Annotated in this window: 20 protein-coding genes; 12 read left to right on the top strand and 8 right to left on the bottom strand. The window is 46.2% G+C overall.

The genetic code is table 11. From position 1 onward, the window contains the following. The first annotated feature begins 1 nt into the window (after window position 1). Window positions 2-1753, top strand: a complete 1752-nt coding sequence (locus tag Q1A40_RS15720; protein WP_300001693.1) for an ATP-binding protein — start codon at window positions 2-4, stop codon at window positions 1751-1753. Between the two features lie 615 nt (window positions 1754-2368). Beyond that, entirely contained in the window at window positions 2369-2785 is a 417-nt protein-coding gene (locus Q1A40_RS15715) for a hypothetical protein (RefSeq protein WP_300001691.1), read from the top strand. 479 nt (window positions 2786-3264) lie between these two features. On the opposite strand, the gene Q1A40_RS15710 is transcribed toward Q1A40_RS15715, so the two are convergent. Continuing rightward, on the bottom strand, window positions 3265-3999 hold the full coding sequence (locus Q1A40_RS15710; RefSeq protein WP_300001689.1) for an inovirus-type Gp2 protein: 735 nt from the start codon (window positions 3997-3999) through the stop codon (window positions 3265-3267). 451 nt (window positions 4000-4450) lie between these two features. On the opposite strand from Q1A40_RS15710, the gene rluB reads away from it, so the two are divergent. Continuing rightward, a complete protein-coding gene (gene rluB / locus Q1A40_RS15705; RefSeq protein ID WP_300001687.1) occupies window positions 4451-5509 on the top strand; it encodes a 23S rRNA pseudouridine(2605) synthase RluB in 1059 nt (352 codons plus the stop codon). Between the two features lie 78 nt (window positions 5510-5587). Here the strand turns inward: rluB and cobO are convergent, their stop codons facing one another. Both cobO and Q1A40_RS15695 read right to left on the bottom strand, forming a co-directional pair. Next, complete coding sequence (gene cobO, locus Q1A40_RS15700; protein ID WP_300001685.1) at window positions 5588-6178, bottom strand: cob(I)yrinic acid a,c-diamide adenosyltransferase; 591 nt, start codon at window positions 6176-6178, stop codon at window positions 5588-5590. Continuing rightward, entirely contained in the window at window positions 6175-6936 is a 762-nt protein-coding gene (locus Q1A40_RS15695; protein ID WP_300001719.1) for a YciK family oxidoreductase, read from the bottom strand. Before Q1A40_RS15695 ends, cobO begins: the two co-directional genes overlap by 4 nt. Window positions 6937-7311: 375 nt before the next feature. On the opposite strand from Q1A40_RS15695, the gene sohB reads away from it, so the two are divergent. After that, on the top strand, window positions 7312-8361 hold the full coding sequence (gene sohB / locus Q1A40_RS15690) for a protease SohB (protein WP_300001683.1): 1050 nt from the start codon (window positions 7312-7314) through the stop codon (window positions 8359-8361). Between the two features lie 48 nt (window positions 8362-8409). Here sohB and Q1A40_RS15685 read toward each other — a convergent pair whose 3' ends face one another. Then, entirely contained in the window at window positions 8410-8655 is a 246-nt protein-coding gene (locus tag Q1A40_RS15685) for a YciN family protein (RefSeq protein WP_300001681.1), read from the bottom strand. A gap of 400 nt (window positions 8656-9055) precedes the next feature. On the opposite strand from Q1A40_RS15685, the gene topA reads away from it, so the two are divergent. The 4 genes from topA to acnA all read left to right on the top strand — a co-directional run bounded on the left by topA (window position 9056) and on the right by acnA (window position 16608). Then, on the top strand, window positions 9056-11653 hold the full coding sequence (topA, locus tag Q1A40_RS15680) for a type I DNA topoisomerase (RefSeq protein ID WP_300001679.1): 2598 nt from the start codon (window positions 9056-9058) through the stop codon (window positions 11651-11653). Window positions 11654-11952: 299 nt separating this feature from the next. Beyond that, complete coding sequence (gene cysB, locus Q1A40_RS15675) at window positions 11953-12927, top strand: HTH-type transcriptional regulator CysB (RefSeq protein WP_300001677.1); 975 nt, start codon at window positions 11953-11955, stop codon at window positions 12925-12927. 382 nt (window positions 12928-13309) lie between these two features. Then, window positions 13310-13783, top strand: a complete 474-nt coding sequence (locus Q1A40_RS15670; protein WP_300001674.1) for an SDR family oxidoreductase — start codon at window positions 13310-13312, stop codon at window positions 13781-13783. Between the two features lie 158 nt (window positions 13784-13941). Continuing rightward, window positions 13942-16608, top strand: a complete 2667-nt coding sequence (acnA, locus tag Q1A40_RS15665) for an aconitate hydratase AcnA (protein ID WP_300001672.1) — start codon at window positions 13942-13944, stop codon at window positions 16606-16608. 148 nt (window positions 16609-16756) lie between these two features. On the opposite strand, the gene ribA is transcribed toward acnA, so the two are convergent. Further along, a complete protein-coding gene (gene ribA / locus Q1A40_RS15660; RefSeq protein WP_300001669.1) occupies window positions 16757-17347 on the bottom strand; it encodes a GTP cyclohydrolase II in 591 nt (196 codons plus the stop codon). Window positions 17348-17842: 495 nt separating this feature from the next. Between ribA and Q1A40_RS15655 the strand changes: the two genes are divergently transcribed. The 4 genes from Q1A40_RS15655 to yciH all read left to right on the top strand — a co-directional run bounded on the left by Q1A40_RS15655 (window position 17843) and on the right by yciH (window position 20658). Next, complete coding sequence (locus Q1A40_RS15655; protein WP_300001667.1) at window positions 17843-18142, top strand: LapA family protein; 300 nt, start codon at window positions 17843-17845, stop codon at window positions 18140-18142. Window positions 18143-18148: 6 nt separating this feature from the next. After that, entirely contained in the window at window positions 18149-19318 is a 1170-nt protein-coding gene (lapB, locus tag Q1A40_RS15650; protein ID WP_300001665.1) for a lipopolysaccharide assembly protein LapB, read from the top strand. Window positions 19319-19600: 282 nt separating this feature from the next. Beyond that, window positions 19601-20338, top strand: coding sequence for an orotidine-5'-phosphate decarboxylase (gene pyrF, locus Q1A40_RS15645; RefSeq protein ID WP_300001662.1), 738 nt, complete (start codon window positions 19601-19603; stop codon window positions 20336-20338). After that, entirely contained in the window at window positions 20335-20658 is a 324-nt protein-coding gene (gene yciH, locus Q1A40_RS15640; RefSeq protein ID WP_300001659.1) for a stress response translation initiation inhibitor YciH, read from the top strand. The genes pyrF and yciH overlap by 4 nt, the downstream gene beginning before the upstream one ends. Window positions 20659-20765: 107 nt before the next feature. Here yciH and Q1A40_RS15635 read toward each other — a convergent pair whose 3' ends face one another. From Q1A40_RS15635 to Q1A40_RS15625, 3 genes are all read right to left on the bottom strand, one after another. After that, window positions 20766-21338, bottom strand: a complete 573-nt coding sequence (locus Q1A40_RS15635; protein WP_300001656.1) for a hypothetical protein — start codon at window positions 21336-21338, stop codon at window positions 20766-20768. 315 nt (window positions 21339-21653) lie between these two features. Next, on the bottom strand, window positions 21654-21836 hold the full coding sequence (locus Q1A40_RS15630; RefSeq protein ID WP_300001652.1) for a hypothetical protein: 183 nt from the start codon (window positions 21834-21836) through the stop codon (window positions 21654-21656). Between the two features lie 347 nt (window positions 21837-22183). Then, window positions 22184-24118, bottom strand: coding sequence for an exoribonuclease II (locus Q1A40_RS15625; protein ID WP_300001649.1), 1935 nt, complete (start codon window positions 24116-24118; stop codon window positions 22184-22186). Between the last annotated feature and the right edge of the window lie 25 nt (window positions 24119-24143).

The following is a 24143-nucleotide window of genomic DNA, read 5'->3' as shown; positions in this document are numbered from 1 at the left end:
TATGGCACTTTTCACTTTTAATGATGATGGCTACACTCTTGGCAATATCCGTGAAGTTGATACTAGAAAAGTTACTATTCTGGTAAATAGTGATAAAGACCTACGTAAAGCCAGAGTGGGGCAGCTTGTAACTGTACAACTCAGCGGTGCAACTGAATGTTGGCTTATCGGCATGATTGATAAAGTCATAAAAGCTGTAGTCGCTCAACCAATTACTCTCGAAGTGCAAGATAACGATGATGATACTGACGATATAGATACTTTTGAAGACAGCGTAGTCAACACAGTTAAAATCACGTTAATGGGGGCAACTCGATGGAATGCAATTAAGCAAAAGTATAAGTTTTCAAGATCTCTTGATCATGTCCCTGAAATAGACTCAACTTGCTATGTGCTTAAGGACGCTCAGCTAGAAGAATTTATGCAGGTGATTTCTGAGTCTGGCGATGGGAAACACTCCTTAGAATTGGGGGCATATAAACTGAATGAGAGTGCTCGAGCTTACGTTGATGGAAACAAATTATTCCAGCGACATGCCGCTTTACTTGGTAGCACAGGCTCTGGTAAATCATGGACAGTTGCTTCAATTTTGGAAAGAAGCTCCAAATTACCGTCTTCAAACCTCGTAGTATTTGACTTACACGGTGAGTACAAGGAGCTTTCATATGCGAAACAATTGAGAATACCAGGGCCGGATGAAGTAAATGTAGATGATGATTCGCTCCTTTTTCTGCCTTATTGGTTGCTCAATTCGGAAGAAATTCAGTCATTATTCGTTGATCGGAGTGAGTTCAGTGCACATAACCAAGTTGTGGTCGTGCAAGATGCAATTACAGAGCAAAAGAAAGCATTCCTACGAGCTAATGATCGTACCGACCTGTTGCAGTCTTTTACACTCGATAGTCCAATTCCCTATTCTCTCGAAAATGTCATTGAAAAATTAAAGCTTTTAAATGAAGAAAGAGTTCCTGGGGCACAAGCTGGAAAGGAGAAAAATGGCCCTTTTAACGGTGAATTTTCAAGATTACTTGTCAGGATGGCTAGCCGCTTGCAAGATCGACGTTATGGATTTCTTTTCAATAGCCCTGATAAATATAACAAATACGATTCATTAAGCATGATTGCTGAAAAACTGATGGGGTTCGGTAAGCAAAAGCAAAGCATTAAAGTAATCGACTTCTCAGAAGTTCCGGCTGATATACTGCCAGTAATCATTGGTCTGGTTGCCCGTATCATTTATCAAATTCAATTTTGGACTGATCCGAAAGACCGCAGACCAATTGCTTTTGTCTGTGATGAGGCTCATCTATATCTACCCAAAAAAGAAGGTAATCCAGTTGAACGCAGAGCAGTTGAAGCCTTTGAAAAAATCGCTAAAGAAGGACGTAAATATGGAGTTGCATTGATGATTGTAAGTCAAAGGCCTTCTGATGTAAGTACAACCATTCTCAGCCAATGTAACAACATCATTTCTCTGCGTTTAACGAATGCTGATGACCAAGCGACAGTACGAAAATTGCTACCTGAAAGCCTAGAGAGTCTCTTAGAAGCACTTCCTATCATGGATGTTGGAGAAGCCATGGTAGTAGGTGATTCAGTGCTGCTGCCAAGTAGGATTAAAATTGATCCGCCAACTGAAAAACCGTTAAGTGCAACAATAGATTTTTGGTCTCGCTGGCAAGAGAACATTACCAATTCTGACTTTGCATTGGCAGTAGAAAACATGCGCCGACAAAATAGGACAAAGTTATAACCTGAGGCTACTCAAGCCATGGGGCAGTATCGGATAATCTGCTCCCTGCATAATACCAGCCACAAAATCACCTGCCAGCTTAGATTAAGCTCATCGCAATACTAGGCTTAGTCTGGACTTATAGACTAAGCCACCTTTGCTCCCTCGATTACCCTTGTAACCTCATTAGTCTAAAAGACTCTTTTTTTTATTAAATCACAATCAATTATTCATCATTTATCATGATAAAATTAAGCCCATATCGCTCGCTGTGGGTATTGGTACACCTGCTTACGTTAGACCGTTCATGAGAATATGTACTCATATACTATTTTGTGTGCATTCACTTGCTAAGCAGGGAATGGATCGTGTTTGGCAATCACTCTGCCACCATTGCCACCAGCAGCACTTGCTGTATCGCACACAAGGATTCTGCTGGCTGTAAGCGCCGTCACAGTCACAGGGGTTTAGCAAAGGAAGTGAGCTAATTCAAAGCACTGTTTGAGCTAAAACTGAGCCAGCAGACAATCAAGTATAATGGAATATCAAAAAGAATTAGGCTAACTTAGTCAAGCTGTTATGCCGCTCTTAAGCGGACGTTGTTATAAAATCGGCGAAGATAAAAAAGGATTAATTATGAAAAGAAATGATGAAGCAAAAGGTGTGTCAATAGGTTGCAATTATGCTCTAAAGTTGATGAGAGAGGCTGAGCTAATTCCCGAAGGTATTTCAAGATTAGAAGCTGCTATTGATTATATTGTGAGCAATCCAGCTCAGACATATTCTTTCAATCAAGTTGAAGCGTTAATGAATGCTTCTTTCTATTTAGGTGCAGATAGCGGATTGCACAGAGCCTTTGAACGCATACGTGATAGAACCTTTGTAGTAGATAATAGGTCGAAAAATCCTCGAGTAATGAGGAATGATGCAACAACAACTACACAATTTTCATTTACAGAAAACTATTCAGGGGTAAAACTGAATTGTCGTATTCATATTCCAGATACTTCATTCGACGGATCTATAACTGACTATCGTCAATTAGATAAATAGCCAACAGGCACAGCGGACACATACGTGATATCAGATTTTTAATTGCATCGTGTAAACATTCATCAAGTGTTGATGTCCGTCCGCTTCGCTCTTAGCAGACATTTAATATTCTGTGCTTTTTAGCTCTTATCCTAATAAGCAAAGTAACTATAAGTTATTGCCTAATTTATATTACGGGTACTTAAGCGGAGTATGCAGTTGTACCATGACCGGATTTAACAAACATTTAATGTTTAATTTACCTGTATTTTAGATGTATTTTTAAGCAGTGATAAAACCGACCATCAAACTCAGTGTCGGCATAGACCCTGAATATTTAGTTGTAAAGATGGTTGTTTAGTGTTATTTTTTAAAGTTAACCCAAAGATATCGCAATCAAAGCCTTGCTAAGCGAGCTGAGAGCCATTGTAAGCAATTATTTTGCTATAGGTAATGCATAGGTACTGCTTGGCTGCCTGCGTGGCTCCTGATGCGTTTGGCTAAGGATTCTGATCGTTGACTTTTTTATTGCGTAATTGTGAAGTTGAATGAACGCGATCTCCTTTCCCTGTTTGGTACTTCCCCCGTACTTTTGCCAGATAAGATACCCAGTAGAAAATACCCTCCAAACTTTCTGCTTTATCACGTTCAATAATATAGTGAGTCGGGAACCGTTCATCCTTGCCTAAGAGTTCGACCAGTGAATCGTCACCACCTGTCAGTTGGCACCAAATTTCCATAATCGCGTTGCCGATGCCATATGTTCGACCACCCAATCGTTGTATCTGTCGATGGGGAAGAGCAATCCAGCAATGGTAGTGATCCTGTTTGGCTGTTTCTTTTTCCCGTACCCAGCCGAAAGCAAAGTTGTTAATTGGAGTAGTGACATTCGGCGGTCTTTTATTCTTGGACTTGAGGCGCTCACGTAATTTTTTGAAGAGCTGGCGCATCCATTCGTTACTGATTTCTACAGGGGTGCCAACTGGCAACCTTAAGTCGAAACGAGCGAAAAACACATGGCTGTACATTGACTGCATGACATCAAGTTCTGCTGCTATGGGTTCAAGGATATCCAGCCTGACGCCTGACAACCCCGTAGTGTTAATCTTATAAGGGTAGCCATTATGGATAAATCGATCGCCGACGATGAGTTTATACCGCCCATGCTGGTGCGTTATGATTTTGTAAGGTGTTGTCTGTAGGGGGGCTGGTTCTGTGTTGATCTGTTGTAACAATGTTCCTCCTGTTGTAATTGACTATAAACCGATACTTTGGATAAGACCTAAAGAGTTATTACCATCTATGACACTCACAATCAGGTAGATGAATAACTCACGCAAGCCACACCAAGCAAGGCTCCGGCGGGTAGTGGGGTGTATATTTTTTTCGTACAAAGTTTAATGCTTATATAATCCCAAATTTACTTTACATCAAAAGGATGTTGATTGCAAGAATTATTTTATTTGTTGTTTTTATAATCAGACCCTAGAGTTTATCCTGCCATGTAGCGCTTACTTGACTGACTTTAAGAGTACATAAACGATAAAGAAATGATGTACAACAAACCGGGTTACACTATGGTGAAAAGGCTGTATAATAACACTCAACATAACAAGTAAGTTATTGAAAATTAAATAAATTACAATATTGCAAAGACGCCTGTGAAGGCGACACCGAGGAAGCTCAATGAGCGAAAAGAGCGAAAAGCTACAAAAAGTACTGGCACGTGCTGGTCATGGTTCTCGTCGTGAGATTGAAACCATTATCTCAGCGGGCCGCGTAAGCGTTGACGGCAAAATAGCCACACTGGGAGACCGGGTGGAAGTCACCCCGTCGATCAAAATTCGTATTGATGGCCATCTGATTTCTGTTAAAGAGTCCGTTGAGCAGATTTGCCGCGTACTGGCCTATTACAAGCCAGAGGGTGAGCTCTGTACCCGTAGCGATCCGGAAGGAAGGCCAACGGTTTTTGACCGTTTGCCTAAACTGCGAGGTGCGCGCTGGATTGCAGTAGGGCGTTTGGATGTGAATACTTGTGGTCTGCTGTTGTTCACGACCGATGGTGAACTGGCTAACCGTCTGATGCATCCAAGCCGTGAGGTGGAACGTGAATATGCTGTGCGTGTCTTTGGTGAAGTGGGTGACGATAAAATCAAGCAACTTTCCCGTGGCGTACAGTTGGAAGACGGTCCGGCAGCCTTTAAAAGTATCAAGTTTACCGGCGGTGAAGGGATTAACCAATGGTACAGCGTGACGTTGACCGAAGGCCGTAATCGTGAGGTTCGTCGTCTTTGGGAAGCAGTCGGAGTGCAGGTAAGCCGCCTTATCCGCGTACGTTATGGCGATATTCAGTTACCAAAAGGCCTGCCGCGTGGCGGTTATACCGAGCTTGATCTTGGCCCAACTAACTACTTGCGTGCTTTGGTTGATTTAGATGAAGAAACCAACAGCAAGGTTGCGGTAGAGAAAGATCGCCGTCCGATGAAAGCTAATCAGATCCGTCGTGCGGTGAAACGTCATAGCCAGGTTAACAATGACCGTTCCACAGAAGGTTCCGGTGGACGATCTGCTGGTGGACGTCCAAGTAGTCGTAGCGGTGAAAACAGTGCTGTACGTCCGGGTGGGCGCCCAAGTAGTCGTACAGGTGAAAAGTCTGGCGGACGTCCAAGCAGACGTACTGGTGAAAGTGCAGGTGGACGTGCAAGTGGGCGTTCAGGCAAAAACTCCGGTAGCCGTTCTGGTTAATCGACCCTGCTGACTGGTCAGAGGGAAGTCATATTTTCCCTCTGCTTACCATCGCATTTTTTCTTTCAGTCAATATTTTCAGTAATCAATACCTTGCTGCGCTTTGATACCACTCTCAAAGGCATGCTTGACCGGACGCAATTCGCTCACTGTATCAGCAAGCTCCAGCAAGTCACGGTGACAGGCGCGACCGGTAATGATAACGGTTTGGTGAGCCGGGCGTGCATTAAGCGCGGCAATAACCTCCTCAAGGGCCAGATAACCGTAAGTCACCATATAGGTCAGCTCATCCAGTACTACCAAGTCCAGATGCTCGTCAGCCAGCATTCGCAATGCATGCTGCCAGGTGTCCAGACAGGCTTGGGTATCGGTTTCCCGGTTTTGTGTCTCCCAGGTAAATCCGGTCGCCATGACCTGAAATTCCACGCCAAGAGGCTCGAGTAAATTACGCTCACCATTGGGCCATGTTCCTTTGATAAACTGAATAACGCCGGCTTTTTTCTGATGTCCGACTGCACGGGTCACCGTGCCGAACGCGGCGGTGGTTTTCCCTTTGCCGTTGCCTGTAAAAACAATCAGGATGCCGCGTTCTTCCTGAGCACGGGCAATACCTGCATCCACTTTCTCTTTATGCCGTTGCTGCCGTTGCTGATAACGTGAATCACTCATTCTGCTATTCCCGGTTTGCGCTGCGGTTGTGCATCAAAACTTTGCCCTGTCTGACCTCGGCTGTCATCTGTCATCAGCCATAAGTAGAGGGGCATCAGGTCGGCTGGGGTTTTCAGTTTGCCGGGATCCTCGGTCGGGAAGGCGCTGGCGCGCATGGCCGTACGTGTTCCCCCAGGATTGATACAGTTAACCCGCAATTTTTCTGGTTTATATTCATCCGCCAGCGTTTGCATCATGCCTTCGGTGGCAAATTTAGAGACGGCATAGGCTCCCCAGCCCGCTCTGCCAAGCCGTCCGACGCTGGAACTGGTAAACACCAGAGAAGGAGACTGCGCTTTGAGCAACAGGGGGAGTAATGCCTGGGTCAGAAAGAATGTGGCATTGACATTAATCTGCATTACGGCTTGCCAGGTTTCAGGATTTTGTTCCGTCATCATTCCCCGGTCACCGAGAATACCGGCATTGTGCAAGACGCCGTCGAGACAGGGCACTTTCTCTGCCAGCTGGCTCGCCAGTTGCCAACAATCAGCCGATGTTGCGTGGGCAAAATCCAGCAACAGAATCTCAGCCTGAGGAAAGCCTTGATCGTTGATCTGCCGGGCAACCGTATTCAGTTTTTCTTGATTACGACCAACCAGAATGACAGAGGCACCGAAGCGCGCATAGGTTATAGCCGCTTCACGACCTATACCATCACTGGCACCTGTGACCAGAATAATCCGTTTTTCTAATATGTTTTCTGCCGGTTGATAAAGCAAAATAGACTCCATGGGGATTGTGCCAGAAATGCTGTTACCTGCTGATGTGCTATTTGAGTTCTGGAGGCAACACAAGTATATATACCCAAAATAATTCAAGTTGCTTGTAGGTGCGCCTCACGCGGGCAACACCCAAGCAACTTGAATTATGACGGGTATAATCATTAATTTATTGCTGACAGGGGTTATGCCCGAAAATTCAGGTTATTTCAATGATTCTGCGTGACAACAGGCTTTTCGTTGCACACTTTTACCTTTTTCAGCCTCTTTTTATGTTGTATTTCGGGCTAACCTTTATCGTAGTTTACAGACGGAAGGGCATGAGGTCGGGTACAATCAATCAGACAAATAATATTAGTGATAAAGGCGGAACCTGTGGATTTACTTGCTAATTATGGACTCTTCCTGGCCAAAATTGTCACCGTTGTGGTGGCCATTGCTGCGATTGCGATTATCATCGCAAATATTGCCTTACGCAGAAGCAGCGCGCGTGGAGAATTGAAGGTGACGCATCTCAGTGAACAATATCAAGAGATGCAACAAGAGATGCACGTTGCCATGCTCGACAGTCATCAGCAAAAACTGTGGCACAAAGGGGAGAGAAAGAAACATAAGCTGGACGCAAAAGAGGCGAAGGCGCGGGCGAAACGCGGCGAAACCGCAAGTTCCGGTAAACCTACCCTGTTTGTGCTTGATTTTAAAGGCAGTATGGATGCTCATGAGGTTACATCCTTACGTGAAGAGATAACCGCGGTTTTATCGGTGTTTAAAAGCCAGGATCAGGTTTTGTTGCGTCTGGAAAGTCCTGGTGGCGTGGTCCATGGTTACGGGCTGGCGGCATCACAACTGCAGCGTTTACGTGAAAAACAGGTGCCGCTTACTGTCGCTGTCGATAAAGTGGCGGCCAGTGGTGGGTATATGATGGCATGCGTGGCGCAACATATTGTTGCCGCACCATTCTCTATCATTGGTTCAATTGGTGTGGTAGCGCAGGTGCCTAATTTCCATCGCTTGTTACAGCGCCATAATGTTGATGTGGAACTGCACACTGCCGGACAATACAAACGGACGCTCACCTTATTTGGTGAAAATACCGAACAGGGCCGCGAAAAGTTCCGTGAAGACTTAAATGAAACGCACGTACTGTTTAAGCAGTTTGTACAAGACATGCGGCCAAGTCTGGATATTGATGCCGTGGCAACCGGTGAACACTGGTACGGTACTCAGGCCAGGGAAAAGGGACTGGTGGACGAAATATCGACCAGTGATGACCTGATCCTGACACGAATGAAAGAGTATGATGTAGTGCATGTTCGTTATGCAAAACGGAAGAGAGTCATGGACAGATTCACCGGCAGTGCGGCAAAAAGTATCGATCGATTGTTATTACGCTGGTGGCAGCGTGGTGAAAAACCTTTGCTATAAATGTTAATACGGGGTCTGAGGACCCCGTATTACATATGGCGTGTCAGGTCAGTCGATCAACTGGTATTTCTCGGAAAGTACGTGACTCAAGTGCTTAAACATATTAAATACGGCAGTGCTTTTCGGCGTTGGTAACCCTTGTTCATCGAGAAAATAATCACCTTGAAAAATTAAGAATCCATTTTTCTGTTCTACACTGATGACAGCCATGCCGTGTATAAAGTCTTCATGTTCGCGGATGATTGCATTGGCTTCAGCCAGCAGTGATGCGCTATCGATGGTTTGAATTTGCATGTGTAATCTGCCTGTTGTGAAAAATGATACTAGTGTACGTCGATTTTTCCTGTCGGGGCAAATAACCTGGTATCATTAATGGCGTTAAAATGTTAAGCAAACTACCAGGCACTAAAAATGCGTGCTAATAAAGTTGCGTAACATATTTTATCAGGTAGAGTGTGACGCTTTCGCGAATCAGACATCAGAATTGCTTGACATTCAACCAAATATCCGTCGTGCTGTAGCACTTGCACGAAAGCGTGAATGTTTAACACCTTGCTGTGTCGTGGATTATGGCGCAGTTGATAAATGAAAAGGGTTGATCTTATCCGACGTGGCCACAATAGTGAGGCTCGTCGCCAACGGATGGTGAAACCAGCGACGTATTCCTGGAAGAATTAAATAGGTAAAGGTGAATATGGGTAAAGCTCTCGTCATCGTTGAGTCCCCGGCAAAAGCCAAAACGATTAACAAATATCTCGGAAATGACTACGTGGTTAAGTCCAGCGTCGGTCACATTCGTGATTTGCCGACCAGCGGATCAACCACCAAAAAAAGCAGTGAGACAACGCCCCCTAAAGGGACGAAAAAAGTCAAAAAGGACGAACGAGCTGCGTTAGTCAATCGCATGGGGGTTAACCCGTGGCATAACTGGGATGCACGCTATGAAGTGCTGCCAGGTAAAGAGAAGGTGGTCTCTGAACTTAAATCACTGGCTGAAAATGCAGATCATATCTATCTCGCAACCGACCTTGACCGCGAAGGGGAAGCTATTGCATGGCACCTGCGGGAAGTGATCGGTGGGGACGATACGCGTTACAGTCGTGTGGTGTTTAATGAAATCACTAAAAATGCGATTCAGCAGGCCTTTGAGAAACCCGGTGAACTCAATATAGACCGGGTTAACGCCCAGCAAGCTCGCCGTTTTATGGACCGTGTGGTGGGCTATATGGTCTCGCCACTGCTATGGAAAAAAATCGCTCGTGGTTTGTCTGCCGGACGCGTTCAGTCTGTTGCTGTACGTCTGGTGGTTGAACGCGAACGTGAAATCAAAGCGTTTGTTCCGGAAGAGTACTGGGAAATTAATGCCAGCCTGAATACACCGAAAGGTGATGCGCTGTCGATGGAAGTGAGTCACCATCAGGATAAGCCTTTCCGTCCGGTTAACCGCGATCAAACGATGGCGGCTGTGGCATTGCTGGAAAAAGCGAACTATCAGGTACGGGATCGTGAAGATAAACCGACCAGTAGCAAACCTGGTGCGCCTTTCATCACCTCAACATTGCAACAAGCGGCCAGCACGCGCCTGGGCTTTGGGGTGAAAAAAACCATGATGATGGCACAGCGTCTTTATGAAGCGGGTCACATCACCTATATGCGTACTGACTCTACCAACCTGAGCCAGGATGCGCTCACCATGGTACGTGATTATGTCGCTGACAGTTTTGGTGAAAAATATTTACCAAAAGAACCCAATCAGTACGCCAGTAAAGATAACTCGCAGGAAGCTCACGAAGCCATTCGTCCCACTGATATCAAGGTGCAGTCTGAAGCTCTCAAGGATATGGAAGCGGATGCACAGAAGTTATATCAGCTGATTTGGCGCCAGTTTGTTGCCTGTCAGATGACACCTGCTAAGTATGACGCGACAACCTTGACGGTTGAAGCGGGTGACTATCGTCTTAAAGCCCGTGGCCGTATTTTACGCTTTGACGGCTGGACGAAAGTGATGCCAGCTTTGCGTAAAGGTGACGAAGACAGAATTTTACCCGCAGTTAATCCCGGTGATACCTTGTCATTACTGGAATTGCTTCCGGCTCAGCATTTTACCAAACCACCGGCCAGATTCAGTGAGGCCTCATTGGTAAAAGAGTTGGAAAAACGCGGTATTGGTCGTCCTTCTACCTATGCATCGATTATTTCAACCATTCAGGATCGCGGTTATGTCCGTACCGAAAACCGCCGTTTTTATGCGGAAAAAATGGGTGAAATTGTTACCGATCGTCTGGAAGAAAACTTCCGTGAGCTGATGAACTATGATTTTACTGCTCATATGGAAGATCAGCTTGATCAGATAGCCAATAATGAAGCTGAATGGAAGCAGGCTCTGGACCGTTTCTTCCATGATTTCAGCGCGCAACTGGAAAAGGCCGAACAGGATCCTGAGCAGGGCGGAATGCGTCCCAACCAGATGGTACTGACCAGTATTGATTGCCCAACCTGTGGACGGGCAATGGGTATTCGTACTGCCAGCACCGGCGTATTTTTAGGTTGCTCCGGTTATGCCTTGTCCCCGAAAGAGCGTTGTAAAACGACGATCAATCTGGTGGCTGAGAATGAAGTTCTGAACGTTCTCGAAGGTGACGATGCCGAAACAAACGCATTACGAGCCAAACGACGTTGCCAGAAATGTGGCACCGCGATGGACAGCTACTTAATTGATCCGAAACGCAAATTGCATGTTTGTGGTAACAATCCAACCTGTGATGGATACGAGATCGAAGAGGGCGAGTTTCGCATTAAGGGTTATGACGGGCCGATCGTTGAGTGCGAGAAATGTGGTTCAGAAATGCACCTGAAAATGGGGCGTTTTGGTAAATACATGGGCTGTACCAACGACGACTGCAAAAATACCCGTAAGATCCTGCGTAATGGTGAAGTCGCACCGCCGAAAGAAGATCCGGTGCCGCTACCTGAGCTGCCTTGCGAAAAGTCAGATGCTTATTTCGTTCTGCGTGATGGTGCAGCTGGGGTATTCCTCGCGGCGAACACCTTCCCGAAATCTCGTGAAACGCGCGCCCCGTTGGTTGAAGAACTGTATCGCTTCCGCGATCGTCTTCCAGAAAAATTACGCTATCTGGCCGATGCGCCGCAAGCGGATGCCGAAGGTAATAAATCGGTCGTGCGCTTTAGCCGTAAAACCAAACAGCAGTATGTTTCTTCTGAAAAAGACGGAAAAGCAACGGGTTGGTCCGCCTTCTTTGTTGAAGGTAAATGGGTCGAGGGTAAGAAATAGCTCGCAGCAGGTAATTTCATAAACCGGAGACAAAACCTCCGGTTTTTTTTATCATTCTATATAACCTGTTTATTATTTTTTTGTTGCATATATATAAACTGGCTATATATTGATGTATGCCCTTCAAATTTCAAGTTGCCAGGGTGTTGCCGCAGCATGGACAGCCAATCATGTCGACGCTTTACGCCTGGGAGCAACTTGAAATTTGAAGGTTATAACCAAGACGGTTTTCTTTTGTGCTCACGATGCTGCTTTAGCCCATCGTTATGGCGAATATTTTTGACTCTGGATGCTCAATCATGAAACTACAGCAGCTTCGTTATATTGTTGAAGTCGTCAATCACAACCTTAATGTGTCTTCGACGGCGGAAGGGCTTTATACCTCCCAACCAGGTATCAGTAAGCAAGTTCGTATGCTGGAAGATGAGCTGGGGATCCAAATTTTCGCCCGTAGTGGCAAGCATCTGACCCAAGTGACTCCCGCGGGTGTGGAGATTATCCGTATCGCGCGTGAAGTGCTCTCCAAAGTAGAGGCGATTAAGTCTGTGGCCGGGGAACACACCTGGCCTGATAAAGGTTCGTTATATGTTGCCACCACGCACACTCAGGCCCGTTATGCTCTGCCTGGTGTGATTAAGGGCTTTATCGAACGCTATCCGCGAGTCTCTTTGCATATGCATCAGGGTTCTCCGACTCAGATAGCAGAAGCGGTCTCAAAAGGTAATGCAGATTTTGCCATCGCAACTGAGGCATTACACCTGTACGACGATTTAGTCATGCTGCCATGCTATCACTGGAATCGCTCGATTGTTGTCACACCAGACCATCCTCTGGCATCTAAAACATCGGTAAGTATTGAAGAGCTGGCTCAGTATCCGCTGGTGACCTATACCTTTGGATTTACCGGTCGCTCGGAGCTGGATACCGCCTTTAACCGTGCCGGATTAACGCCGCGTATCGTCTTCACCGCAACTGATGCTGATGTGATTAAAACGTATGTGCGTCTGGGGCTTGGGGTGGGTGTGATTGCCAGTATGGCGGTAGATCCAGTCACTGACCCTGATTTGGTTCGTATCGAAACTCAGGGGATCTTTAGCCATAGCACCACCAAGATTGGCTTCAGACGTAGCACCTTCTTGCGCAGCTACATGTATGACTTTATCCAGCGTTTCGCCCCGCACTTAACCCGCGACGTGGTTGATACCGCAGTCGCATTACGGTCAAATGAAGATATTGAAGAGATGTTTAAAGATATCAAATTACCGGAAAAATAATCGAGAAGGGTATCTTTACACCGGTAAAGGTACCCTTATTTTTTATTATTGCTATTACATTGCTTGCTTTCTGTCATTCTGCGAAATATCCCTTCCTCTGATAAAACGTCACCACATGTTATTATTTTTGTCGGTGATTTCCCGGTATGTTCAGTCTCATCTATCACTATGAATCAATTATACTCACGCTGAATAAATAAATCGTATCTTCCTCTTATAAGTTAATGGTGTTCTCTGTATTTTCTGTTTGTTTTAATTGCTATTGCTTTTTTTAGATATATAAAGAAAATGAAAATATAAGTCCGGCATTGAAAGAAATTGAATGTGATTAACTGCTTGCATACAATTTTAAATAATTCAATTTTCCATGGAAATATATAACGTGAATATCTCTCGCAGGTCATTTGTATTAAGTGCCGGGGCTATTGCTGTTCTTTCAGCATTGGGTGGTGTATCAGAAAAGACCTTTGCTCAAATATCACAAGCTGCGGCGCGACATATGACGCAAGGTGGACGCATTATTTCTATAGGGACAACGAATGCGGTCAGGGTTCCGCGGCAAAGTCGTGTCGCCTATGCCACGACAAAATCAGCATTAGTGGGTATGACTAAAGCCATGGCTCATGACTATGCGGAGCAGGGTATCACCGTTAACCTTATCAATCCTGGCCCAACCAGAACCGGGATGCTGGGGGACGATGACTCTCCTGCGGTGCAGCAGATGCTCTCTTTTTGTGCCATAAAGAAGCTGGCTATGCCACAAGATATTGCGGGTCTGGTTGAATTTGTCGCCCGGGAGGAAGCCTGGTTTATGACCGGCGCAGTGCTGGCGATTGATGGCGGTTACACGGCTTGATATCTGATATTTAACCAATTTGTATTCTGTCACGACTGTGACAGATATATCTTAAACAGCCCCTTTTTAGAACATTGCCCTCAGCTTGTGTTATCTTTATTGAAGACCCGGCAATTGTTCAGGGTAACGCAATCCCTGTTTTTTAAGAAGGAGGAGCTATGTCGTCAACACTAAGGACTATCAGTAAAAATACTCTAAAAGTCCGCAATAAGAATTACCATTTCTATAGCCTGGCGCGAGCCGCTGAGCAACTTGGCGATATTCATCGCTTACCCAAATCCCTTAAAGTCCTGTTAGAAAACCTCATCCGCTGGCAGGACGAAGACTCTGTCACCCGGGACGATATTCAGGCCTTCGCAGACTGGCTTAAACATGCGCATATTGAAAGAGAAATCGCTTATCGTCCGGCCCGCGTTTTGATGCAAGATTTCACCGGTGTTCCTGCGGTGGTTGACCTGGCTGCTATGCGTGAAGCGGTTCGCCGCTTAGGAGGTGATGTCACTCGCGTAAATCCACTGACCCCGGTTGATTTAGTGATTGACCACTCGGTGACGGTGGATAATTTTGGTACCCCGGACGCTTTTGAGCAAAACGTCAGCCTGGAAATGGCGCGTAACCACGAACGCTATCTTTTCTTGCGCTGGGGCCAGCAGGCCTTTAACTATTTCAGCGTGGTTCCGCCGGGTACCGGTATTTGCCACCAGGTTAACCTTGAGTATCTGGGTAAAACGGTCTGGAGCGAACAACAGGGGGGTGCGTGTGTTGCTTATCCCGATACTCTGGTTGGTACTGACTCCCACACTACAATGATCAATGCGCTGGGAGTATTAGGCTGGGGTGTGGGAGGGATTGAAGCAGAAGCCGCTATGCTGGGGCAGCCTGTTTCAATGCTTATCCCGGATGTGGTGGGCTTTAAACTGGAAGGGAAATTACGTGAAGGGATCACGGCCACCGACTTGGTGCTTACCGTCACTCAGATGCTGCGTCAGCATGGGGTTGTGGGCAAGTTTGTTGAGTTTTACGGCGATGGTCTGGACTCACTGCCTCTGGCCGATCGGGCCACTATCGCGAATATGGCTCCGGAATATGGGGCAACCTGTGGTTTCTTCCCGGTCGACAGTATTACGCTCGACTACATGCGACTGAGTGGGCGCAGTGAGCAGCAGATTGCTTTAGTGGAAGCCTATTCGAAAGAGCAGGGATTGTGGCGTCATACCGGAGATGCGCCGATCTTCACCAGCACATTAGCATTGAATATGCAGGATGTTGAGGCCAGTCTGGCGGGGCCGAAACGGCCACAGGACCGGGTACCACTAAGTGCAGTTCCTGATGCATTCACTGCGAGCAAAGAGCTTGAAATCAATACCAGAAACTCGCCTCAGGGGACTGACGCTGCGGACAAGGAAAATAAACTGACTGACGGTGCGGTGGTGATTGCGGCCATTACCTCTTGTACCAATACTTCGAATCCAGGAGTGATGATGGCCGCGGGGCTGCTGGCGAAAAAGGCGGTGCAGGCAGGATTAATTGCCAAGCCCTGGGTTAAAGGTTCTTTAGCACCAGGGTCAAAAGTGGTTTCCGATTACCTGGACAAAGCAGGACTGACCGAGTATCTCGACAAACTAGGCTTTAACTTAGTGGGTTATGGTTGTACCACCTGTATTGGTAATTCAGGTCCATTACCTGAAGCCATTGAGCAGGAAATTAAAGATCAGTCTCTGACGGTTGCTGCCGTACTTTCAGGCAACCGAAATTTTGAAGGTCGTATTCACCCGTTGGTCAAAACTAACTGGCTGGCCTCACCGCCGCTGGTTGTTGCCTATGCGCTGGCGGGAAATATGCGCGTAGATTTGAGCCATGATCCATTAGGCCATGACCACAACGGCAAGGCTATCTACTTGAAAGATATCTGGCCTGACAGTAAAGAAATCGCCCAGGCGGTAGCGCAGGTTACGACTACGATGTTTGACCGGGAGTATAGCGAAGTTTTTGCCGGTACTGAGGCATGGCGCAATATTGTGGTTGAACCTTCGCAAACCTACCACTGGCAGAATGAGTCTACCTATATTCGTCAGTCACCCTTTTTTGATCTGATGGAAGCCGAGCCTGAGGCGCTGGTGGATATTCAAGGCGCGAGGGTACTGGCGATGCTTGGTGACTCGGTCACAACCGATCATATATCTCCCGCGGGTAGCATCAAGCTCGACAGTCCGGCTGGGCGATACCTGCAGCAACATGGCATTGTTGAGGGGGATTTTAATTCCTACGGCTCGCGACGGGGTAACTATGAAGTGATGGTGCGTGGTACCTTTGCCAATATTCGTATTCGCAACGAAATGGTACCGGGTGTTGAAGGGGGCATGACACGTTTACTGCCTGGAACCCAGGTGATGTCGATTTATGATGCCGCGATGCATTACAAGCAACAGGGCCTGCCGCTGGCGGTGATTGCAGGTAAAGAGTATGGCTCTGGCTCAAGCCGTGACTGGGCGGCAAAAGGCCCCAATTTGCTTGGTGTACGAGTGGTGATAGCCGAGTCTTTTGAACGTATCCACCGTTCTAACCTGATAGGTATGGGGATCCTGCCTCTTGAATTCCCGTCGGGAACAACACGAAAAACGCTAGGACTCACAGGCGAAGAGCTGATAGATGTCATGTCACTGAACAGCCTGAAGCCAGGGTCAGATATTCCGGTGATATTAACGCTTGCTGATGGCAGCAAACAGACTCTGAATTGTCGTTGCCGTATTGATACAGGGAATGAGTTAACCTATTTCCAGCATGGGGGAATTCTGCAGTATGTGATTCGTAATATGCTGAAGTGACGTTAGTGTATAATTCGAGTTACTTGTAGGCTTCCAGTTCAGCCCGTCGATGAGCATAGATAAACTATGTGATTCGGCGGACTGGACGCAGGTAATACCTAAGCAATTTGAAGTATGACGAGTATAACGGCAGTATCACTGCTGCCAGTTATCGTGAAAGCAGATGCCCCATTTTTTCCGCTTTGGTATCCAGATAATGCTCATTTTTAGAGTTACGGCCGACAATCAAGGGAACGCGTTCAACAATATTGATCCCGGCGTCACCCAGAATAGCGACTTTCTTCGGGTTATTAGTCAGCAGGCGAACACCATCGATATTGAGTAATTTGAACATATCAGCGCAAAGAGTAAAATCGCGTTCATCGGCTGCAAAACCCAGCTGATGATTGGCTTCCACAGTGTCATACCCCTGATCCTGCAAAGCATAAGCGCGAATTTTATTTAACAGACCAATATTACGACCTTCCTGACGATGATAAAGCAGTACACCCTGGCCTTCCTCAGCAATGTGCGCCAAAGCCGCTTCCAGCTGAAAACCACAGTCACAACGCAGGCTGAAAAGGGCATCACCGGTTAAACATTCTGAATGGATACGTGCCAGTACGGCACTGTTGTCAGTAATATCACCATACACCAGGGCTACGTGATCTTTGCCGGTTGCCAGTTCTTCGAAACCCACCATCAGGAAGTCTCCCCATGGTGTTGGCAGTTTGGCTTCTGCCACCCGTTTAAGTTGCATGTGATTCTCCAGGTACTTGATTTGGCATTAAGATAAGCCAGACAGCGAATGCAGTATAACGGGCTATTTTGCCACAATATGGCACCGTATGCCTTAACTCTTGCTAAGCACAGTATTTTCTCTGACCTGAACAAAATGTCTTTACCGTTCTGTGCAGTTTAACTGTGTTATCTGTTTTTTAGTTTAATGTCGCCGCAATCAACGATCGGTTAACAATAATCTGGAATAATTTCCTGGAGACAGTGATTGTAAGGGGATAACAACACCTTTTTTGTCAGGAATGTTATGCTATGACAACGAGATGTTAGTCGAGTGTTTAGTGCAGTTGATGGTTACGACACACCGGACATCTGAGAGATGGGTTGATCTTCTCTTTTTAACCCCCATTTAAAAAACCTGTCTCAGGTAATGGATTTCGTGATATGACCTTGTCGGTGCTATCATCGGGTCGCATCCGGGTATATGGTGTACCTTTCACACACAACGGGACGTCATGTGAAGTATTTACTTATTTTCTTACTAGTGCTCGCCATCTTTGTGATTTCAATTACGCTGGGGGCGCAAAACGATCAGGTCGTTAATTTCAATTTTCTGGTAGTGCAGGGCGAGTATCGTGTCTCGACACTGCTGGCAACGCTGTTTGCTGCCGGGTTTATCCTCGGCTGGTTGATTTGCAGTCTGTTCTGGCTGCGCGTTCGTTTATCTCTGGCACGGTCTGAGCGGAAAGTTAAACGCCTTGAACAGCAGGTTGTATCTTTATCTGATACAACGAGTACGCCGGCTGTGAAGGAATAAACCGCTATGTTGGAACTGTTGTTTTTGTTGTTACCTGTTGCAGCTGCTTATGGCTGGTATATGGGGCGTCGAAGCGCACAGCAAGATAAGCAACAAGAGGCCAGCCGTCTGTCGCGTGATTATGTTACCGGTGTGAATTTTTTGCTTTCAAATCAGCAAGACAAAGCCGTCGACCTGTTTCTGGAAATGCTGAAAGAAGATACCGGTACTGTTGAAGCGCACCTGACTTTAGGTAACTTATTTCGCCAGCGCGGGGAAGTCGACCGGGCCATTCGTATCCACCAGACCCTTATGGAAAGCGCCTCTCTTAATTATGATCAGCGGTTGCTGGCAGTCCAGCAACTGGGGCGTGATTATATGGCGGCGGGTTTATACGATCGCGCGGAAGATATGTTCAGTCAGTTAATTGATGAAACTGACTATCGTATCAGCGCATTACAACAGCTCCTGCAAATCCATCAAGCCACCAGTGACTGGCAAAAAGCCATTGATGTAGCTGAAAAACTGGTTAAGTTTGGTAAAGATACAAAGCGAACAGAAATTGCCCACTTCTATTGTGAATTGGCTCTCCTGAGTATGGGGAGCGACTCGCTTGATAAAGGCCTGGCATTGTTGAAAAAAGGGGCTGCTGCGGATAAAAACTGTGCCAGAATCTCCATTATGATGGGGCGTATCTTTATCGAAAAAGGGGAATTTACCCGCGCTGCCGAAACGTTAAGCCGTGTGATAGAGCAAGACAGCGAGTTAGTCAGTGAAACCCTTGATATGCTACAAACGTGTTACCGAGAGCTGAATAACGTCGAAGAGTGGGAACGTTTTCTGCGTCGCTGTGTTGAAGAAAATGTTGGTGCCAGTGCTGAGCTGCTGCTTGCAGAGGTGTTGGAGCAGAGAGAGGGGGCTGATACGGCTCAGATATATATCAATCGTCAAGTTCAGCGCCACCCGACTATGCGGGGATTTCATCGGTTAATGAATTACCACCTGCATGAAGCGGAGGAGGGCCGGGCAAAGGAGAGCCTGATGATCCTGCGCGATATGGTGGGGGAGCAAATTCGGACTAAACCTCGTTATCGCTGCCAGAAATGCGGTTTCACTGCTTTTAGCCTTTACTGGCATTGTCCCTCCTGCCGAGCATGGTCAACGGTTAAACCTATTCGAGGTCTTGATGGCCAGTAGTGTTCCACTCCTCGTTGCGGTTAATTTTTTTATCGTCTTCATTAGTTACAACATACTAATGGTTTTTTATTACCACGCCTCAGCAACAGAGTGAGCAAGCAGCCCTGAGGCCTGCCAGACTGAAGAATATGCCGTGATCGGTTTACCTGTTTTTGGTGAATATTCACTCACAATATGGAGGTTAAACGCCAAGGCTACTGTCAATTTTTCAGGCTGACGCGTAGAATGCATGCCGTTTAACTTTCCGCGCCAATCGGTGCCAAACAGTCAGAAGGCTCTGCTATGAATTCAACTGCTTACTCCTCCCGTGTTGCCACCGATTCCCCCATTGTGGTTGCGCTGGATTATGATAGTCGCGATAAAGCATTGGCATTTGTTGACCGGATTGATCCGCGTGATTGTCGTCTTAAAGTTGGTAAAGAGTTATTCACGCTGGCGGGGCCTGGCTTAGTGCGTGAGCTGCAACAACGTGGTTTTGAAGTATTTCTGGATTTGAAGTTCCATGATATTCCTAATACCACTGCGCATGCAGTTGCAGCAGCAGCAGAGTTGGGGGTTTGGATGGTTAACGTCCATGCCAGCGGAGGCAAACGTATGATGAGCGCCGCTCGTGAAGCATTGTTACCTTATGGTAAAGATGCGCCACTGCTGATTGCGGTAACGGTTCTGACCAGTATGGAAGCCAGCGATCTCGCTGACTTGGGGTTAAATATTGAACCTGCAGACTACGCTGCACGTCTGGCGGGGCTGACCCGTGATTGTGGGTTGGATGGGGTGGTTTGCTCCGCGCAGGAAGCCGTACGTTTTAAACAAGAATTGGGGCAAAGCTTTAAATTAATTACCCCAGGGATCCGCCCTGAAGGCAGTGATGTCGGCGATCAGCGCCGAATCATGACACCGCTACAAGCACAACAGGCAGGTGTCGATTATATGGTTATTGGACGCCCAATCACTCAGTCAACCGATCCTGAACAAACATTACGTGATATTCGCGCATCGCTGAATCTGGAGGCTTTATGAGTCAAGATAGTCGTCTGGTCTATTCAACCGAAACAGGGCGTATCCGTGAGTCTGAGACTCCAGTGCAACGGCCTAAAGGTGACGGTATCGTAAGAATTCAAAAGCAGACCAGTGGCAGAAAAGGCAAAGGTGTTTGTCTTATTAGCGGTATTGATGCCGATGATGCAACGCTTGTCAGCCTTGCAGCAGAATTAAAAAAGAAATGTGGTTGTGGCGGCGCGGTGAAAGACGGCATCATTGAAATTCAGGGGGATAAGCGAGAATTGCTTAAATCCTTGCTGGAGGCCAAAGGAATGAAAGTTAAACTGGCTGGCGGATAAACGAATAGAAATGATGCAGGTATTGTTATTTACCTGCATCATTTTAGTTATCCGGTTTGTTCTGTCAGACGTTCCAGGGTAACAATATATTGTCTGACGTATCAACGTTAGGCCACGCGCGGCTTTACACTGGCTAGCGTTTCTTGTTTAGACTTTTCTGTCATTGAGATAGTCTTAACAAGATCATCAATCAACTGAATGGGTGGAATAGCGGGTGCCACTCGAGTCGGTTTTAGCAGATTTTCGGTGTCTGTATTTTTCTCTGTCATAAATTTAAATGTTTTATGATTATCCGGCTTATTAATCCCCGAGGGTTGTTTTGACTTTCCTTGTGGATAATGCGTTTTTGTATTTTGTATCATAGGTTCAGTTTTTACATCGAATTTCTTTTGATAGTGTTGTAGCGCGTCCAAAACAGGCGCAGAGGTGTTTGATAAACTTGATGTTTGATATTTTGCTGTCTGATTTTGTGATTTATTTCTCGACAACACGTTCATAAATGAGAGTGCTGGTTTTTCTGTCTGGCAAGAAAATGGCTGTTTTCTTTTCAAACTTGTACCATCGACCGTCACACTAGCGAGATGAGCTAAGATTGACGTCACTTTTATAAATTGTTTTTTTATTGCAGGCCACGTGTCTTTTAAGCAAGCAACAACAGAACTACTATTGAATGTGATCAATTTTATTCTTCCTTGATTTATACCCGTCATACGCCAAGTTGTTTGGGTGCTGTATGCGTGAGGTGCGCCTACAAGTAACTCGAATTATTTGGGGTATATTATGTAATATAATACGATATGGCGCGGTATATATTGGCGGGGTGTATTCTCAAATATTGCGTGATATCCAGTCTATCAAATAACAATAAAATGAAAAAATTTTTCTGATATTGAATTTTGACAATAACCACATCATAAAAATGAGAGCGGAATCTATGATTTAATCTCTGGCTGGAATTACTGATGAATGCCAGCCAGTTATGCGAACACGGAAATTTATATTTCCCAGGGCGATTTTTTTTGTTCCCCAGGATTGAGGTTTTCATCGCGGTATATATCGACTAACTCAGTTTTCAGGATCTCAAGGTTATTTATCGCAGAAGGATAATCTTTGGCGACCAGGATATCCAGTATAGTATCAATACGTTTGATTAATTGTTGTGGATCAAGCGTTGACATAGCAGGTCCTGTAATGGGGATTAGAGTGTCTCTATAATGCAAAATAAAAGCACTAAAGAGAAGCTAAGAATTGTTTTTTTTAGCTATTTTCACAATTAATTATGAATAACTTATGCCCGGGCATCATAAATTTTAGTCTGTATAAGTTGCCGATTCAGAGCAAGATCTAAGCTGATGCAGACGATAAAAAAGCAGGGTTTACCCGGCTTGAGAGTAATGACAAACCTTAAACTATCTCTGAATAAATAGGGATCGTCGAATAAAAACAAGGAAAAACCCCGTTTTTTCCTTCTTTGTCAGCAATTTGAAGCCGGGTAAACCCGGCTTAACTTACATTCAAGAATCACTTAGGCTACAGGCCGGGCGATAATGCTGCGGGTTTCCATGCGAACTTCAGCAACCGCGACATCAATAACATCCGATACTTTATAAACGACTTCACCTTTAATCTGAATGGTGCCTTGTTCCTGACTACAGACCAATTCATCCCGTACGGTATGAATAAATGGCGCCGGAATGAAGGCTGTTGCACCATTATCTATCAGACGAACACGCATACCACCGCGGCTAATATCAATAATTTCAGCCGCGAAGCGGTGTTCGGTACCGACTTTATTGTTCAGGAAGCGGGAATACAGCCAGTCGCTAACATCGCGCTCAGCCATACGATTCAGACGGCGGCGATCGGTCATTTGTACCGTAATTTCGCTTTCCGGGCGGGCAGGGGTTTCACCTTTGATAATCGCTTTTAACAGTCGATGATTCACCATATCGCTATATTTGCGAATAGGTGAAGTCCAGGTCGCATAAGCTTCCAGGCCCAGCCCAAAGTGCGGTCCCGGAGCAATGCTAATTTCTGCAAATGACTGATAGCGACGAATACGACTATCAAGGAAACTTGTTGGCTGATTATCCAGTTCGCGGCGAAGCTTGCAGAAGCCGTCAAGACTAAGGACGTCTTGCGCGTCGACGGTAATGCCGTGAGTTTTTAACATTTCAGCTAACTGTTCAGTATTGGCCGGATCAAATCCAGTGTGGACGTTATAAATTCCAAAACCGAGCTTTTCACGCAGAACAATAGCGGCGCACATATTGGCTGCAATCATCGACTCTTCGACAATACGGTTAGCTACACGGCGAGATTCTGAAATGATATCCAGTACTTCGCCATTTTCACCGAGAATAAAACGATAATCCGGGCGTTCTTTAAATACTAATGCGTGCTGTGAACGCCACGTATTACGTGCCAGATAAACACGTTGTAACAGACGAATTTGTCGGGCAATAGACTCATTCGGTGGGGTCCAGCTGCCTTGGTCTTCCAGCCAGTCAGAGACTTCGTCATAAACCAGTTTGGCTTTGGACTCGATATTAGCCGTGAAGAAATGAATATCATCGCTGATCGAACCATCGGTATTGATGGTCATTCGACAGGCAAGAACTGGGCGGACAACATGGGGCCGTAGCGAGCAGAGATCGTCTGATAGCTCACGTGGCAGCATAGGGATATTAAAGCCCGGCAAATAGTTAGTAAATGCGCGTACTCGGGCACTGTTGTCCAGTGGACTGCCTTCGGCTATCCACGCCGTCGGGTCAGCAATGGCGATAGTCAATTGTAGACAACCATCATCCAGCGCTTCAGCATACAGCGCATCATCCATATCTTCTGTGCTGGCATTGTCTATGGTGACAAAATCGAGAGCGGTGAGGTCTTCACGTGTCAGATTCTCGTCCAGCATTTCTATTCCCCCCCCGTCCGGCGCAACTCTTTCCAGGTGGTGACGTGACAATGTCACCCACCATGGAGCCAGATGGTCATCGGCGAAGGTAATATATTCTGTCAGCTCAGCATAAAATCCGCGGTCACCTTTGAGAGGATGACGACGCATCTCGGCCACAGCCCAATCCCCATGTTGAAACTCATGAGTCACGGAGCGTTCAGCCCGGCATGGAATCGCATCTTTTAATAGAGGATGGTCCGGTACGATAGACAAGCGGTCATCTTTTTTCTGAATTCTTCCAACAAAACGAGACAGAAATGGCTCTATAAGCGTTTCTGGCTCAGCAGTCTCGCGGTCTTTATCCGTATTAATAACAGCGCTAATTCTGTCACCATGCATGACTTTTTTCATCTGCGGTGGCGGAATGAAGTAACTTTTATTAGCATCGACCTCCAGGAAGCCAAAGCCTTTTTCGGTACCTTTCACCACACCTTCGGCGCGTGGAGTTTTGGCATGTAGTTGCTGTTTTAGCTGCGCGAGCAGCGGGTTATCCTGAAGCATATTATTTAGTTTTCGTGGACAAAAG

The organism is uncultured Cedecea sp., from assembly GCF_947498825.1.
Lineage (GTDB): Bacteria > Pseudomonadota > Gammaproteobacteria > Enterobacterales > Enterobacteriaceae > JGM124.
The sequence above is the reverse complement of the archived record's forward strand: the minus strand, read 5'-3'. Positions and strand labels throughout refer to the sequence as shown.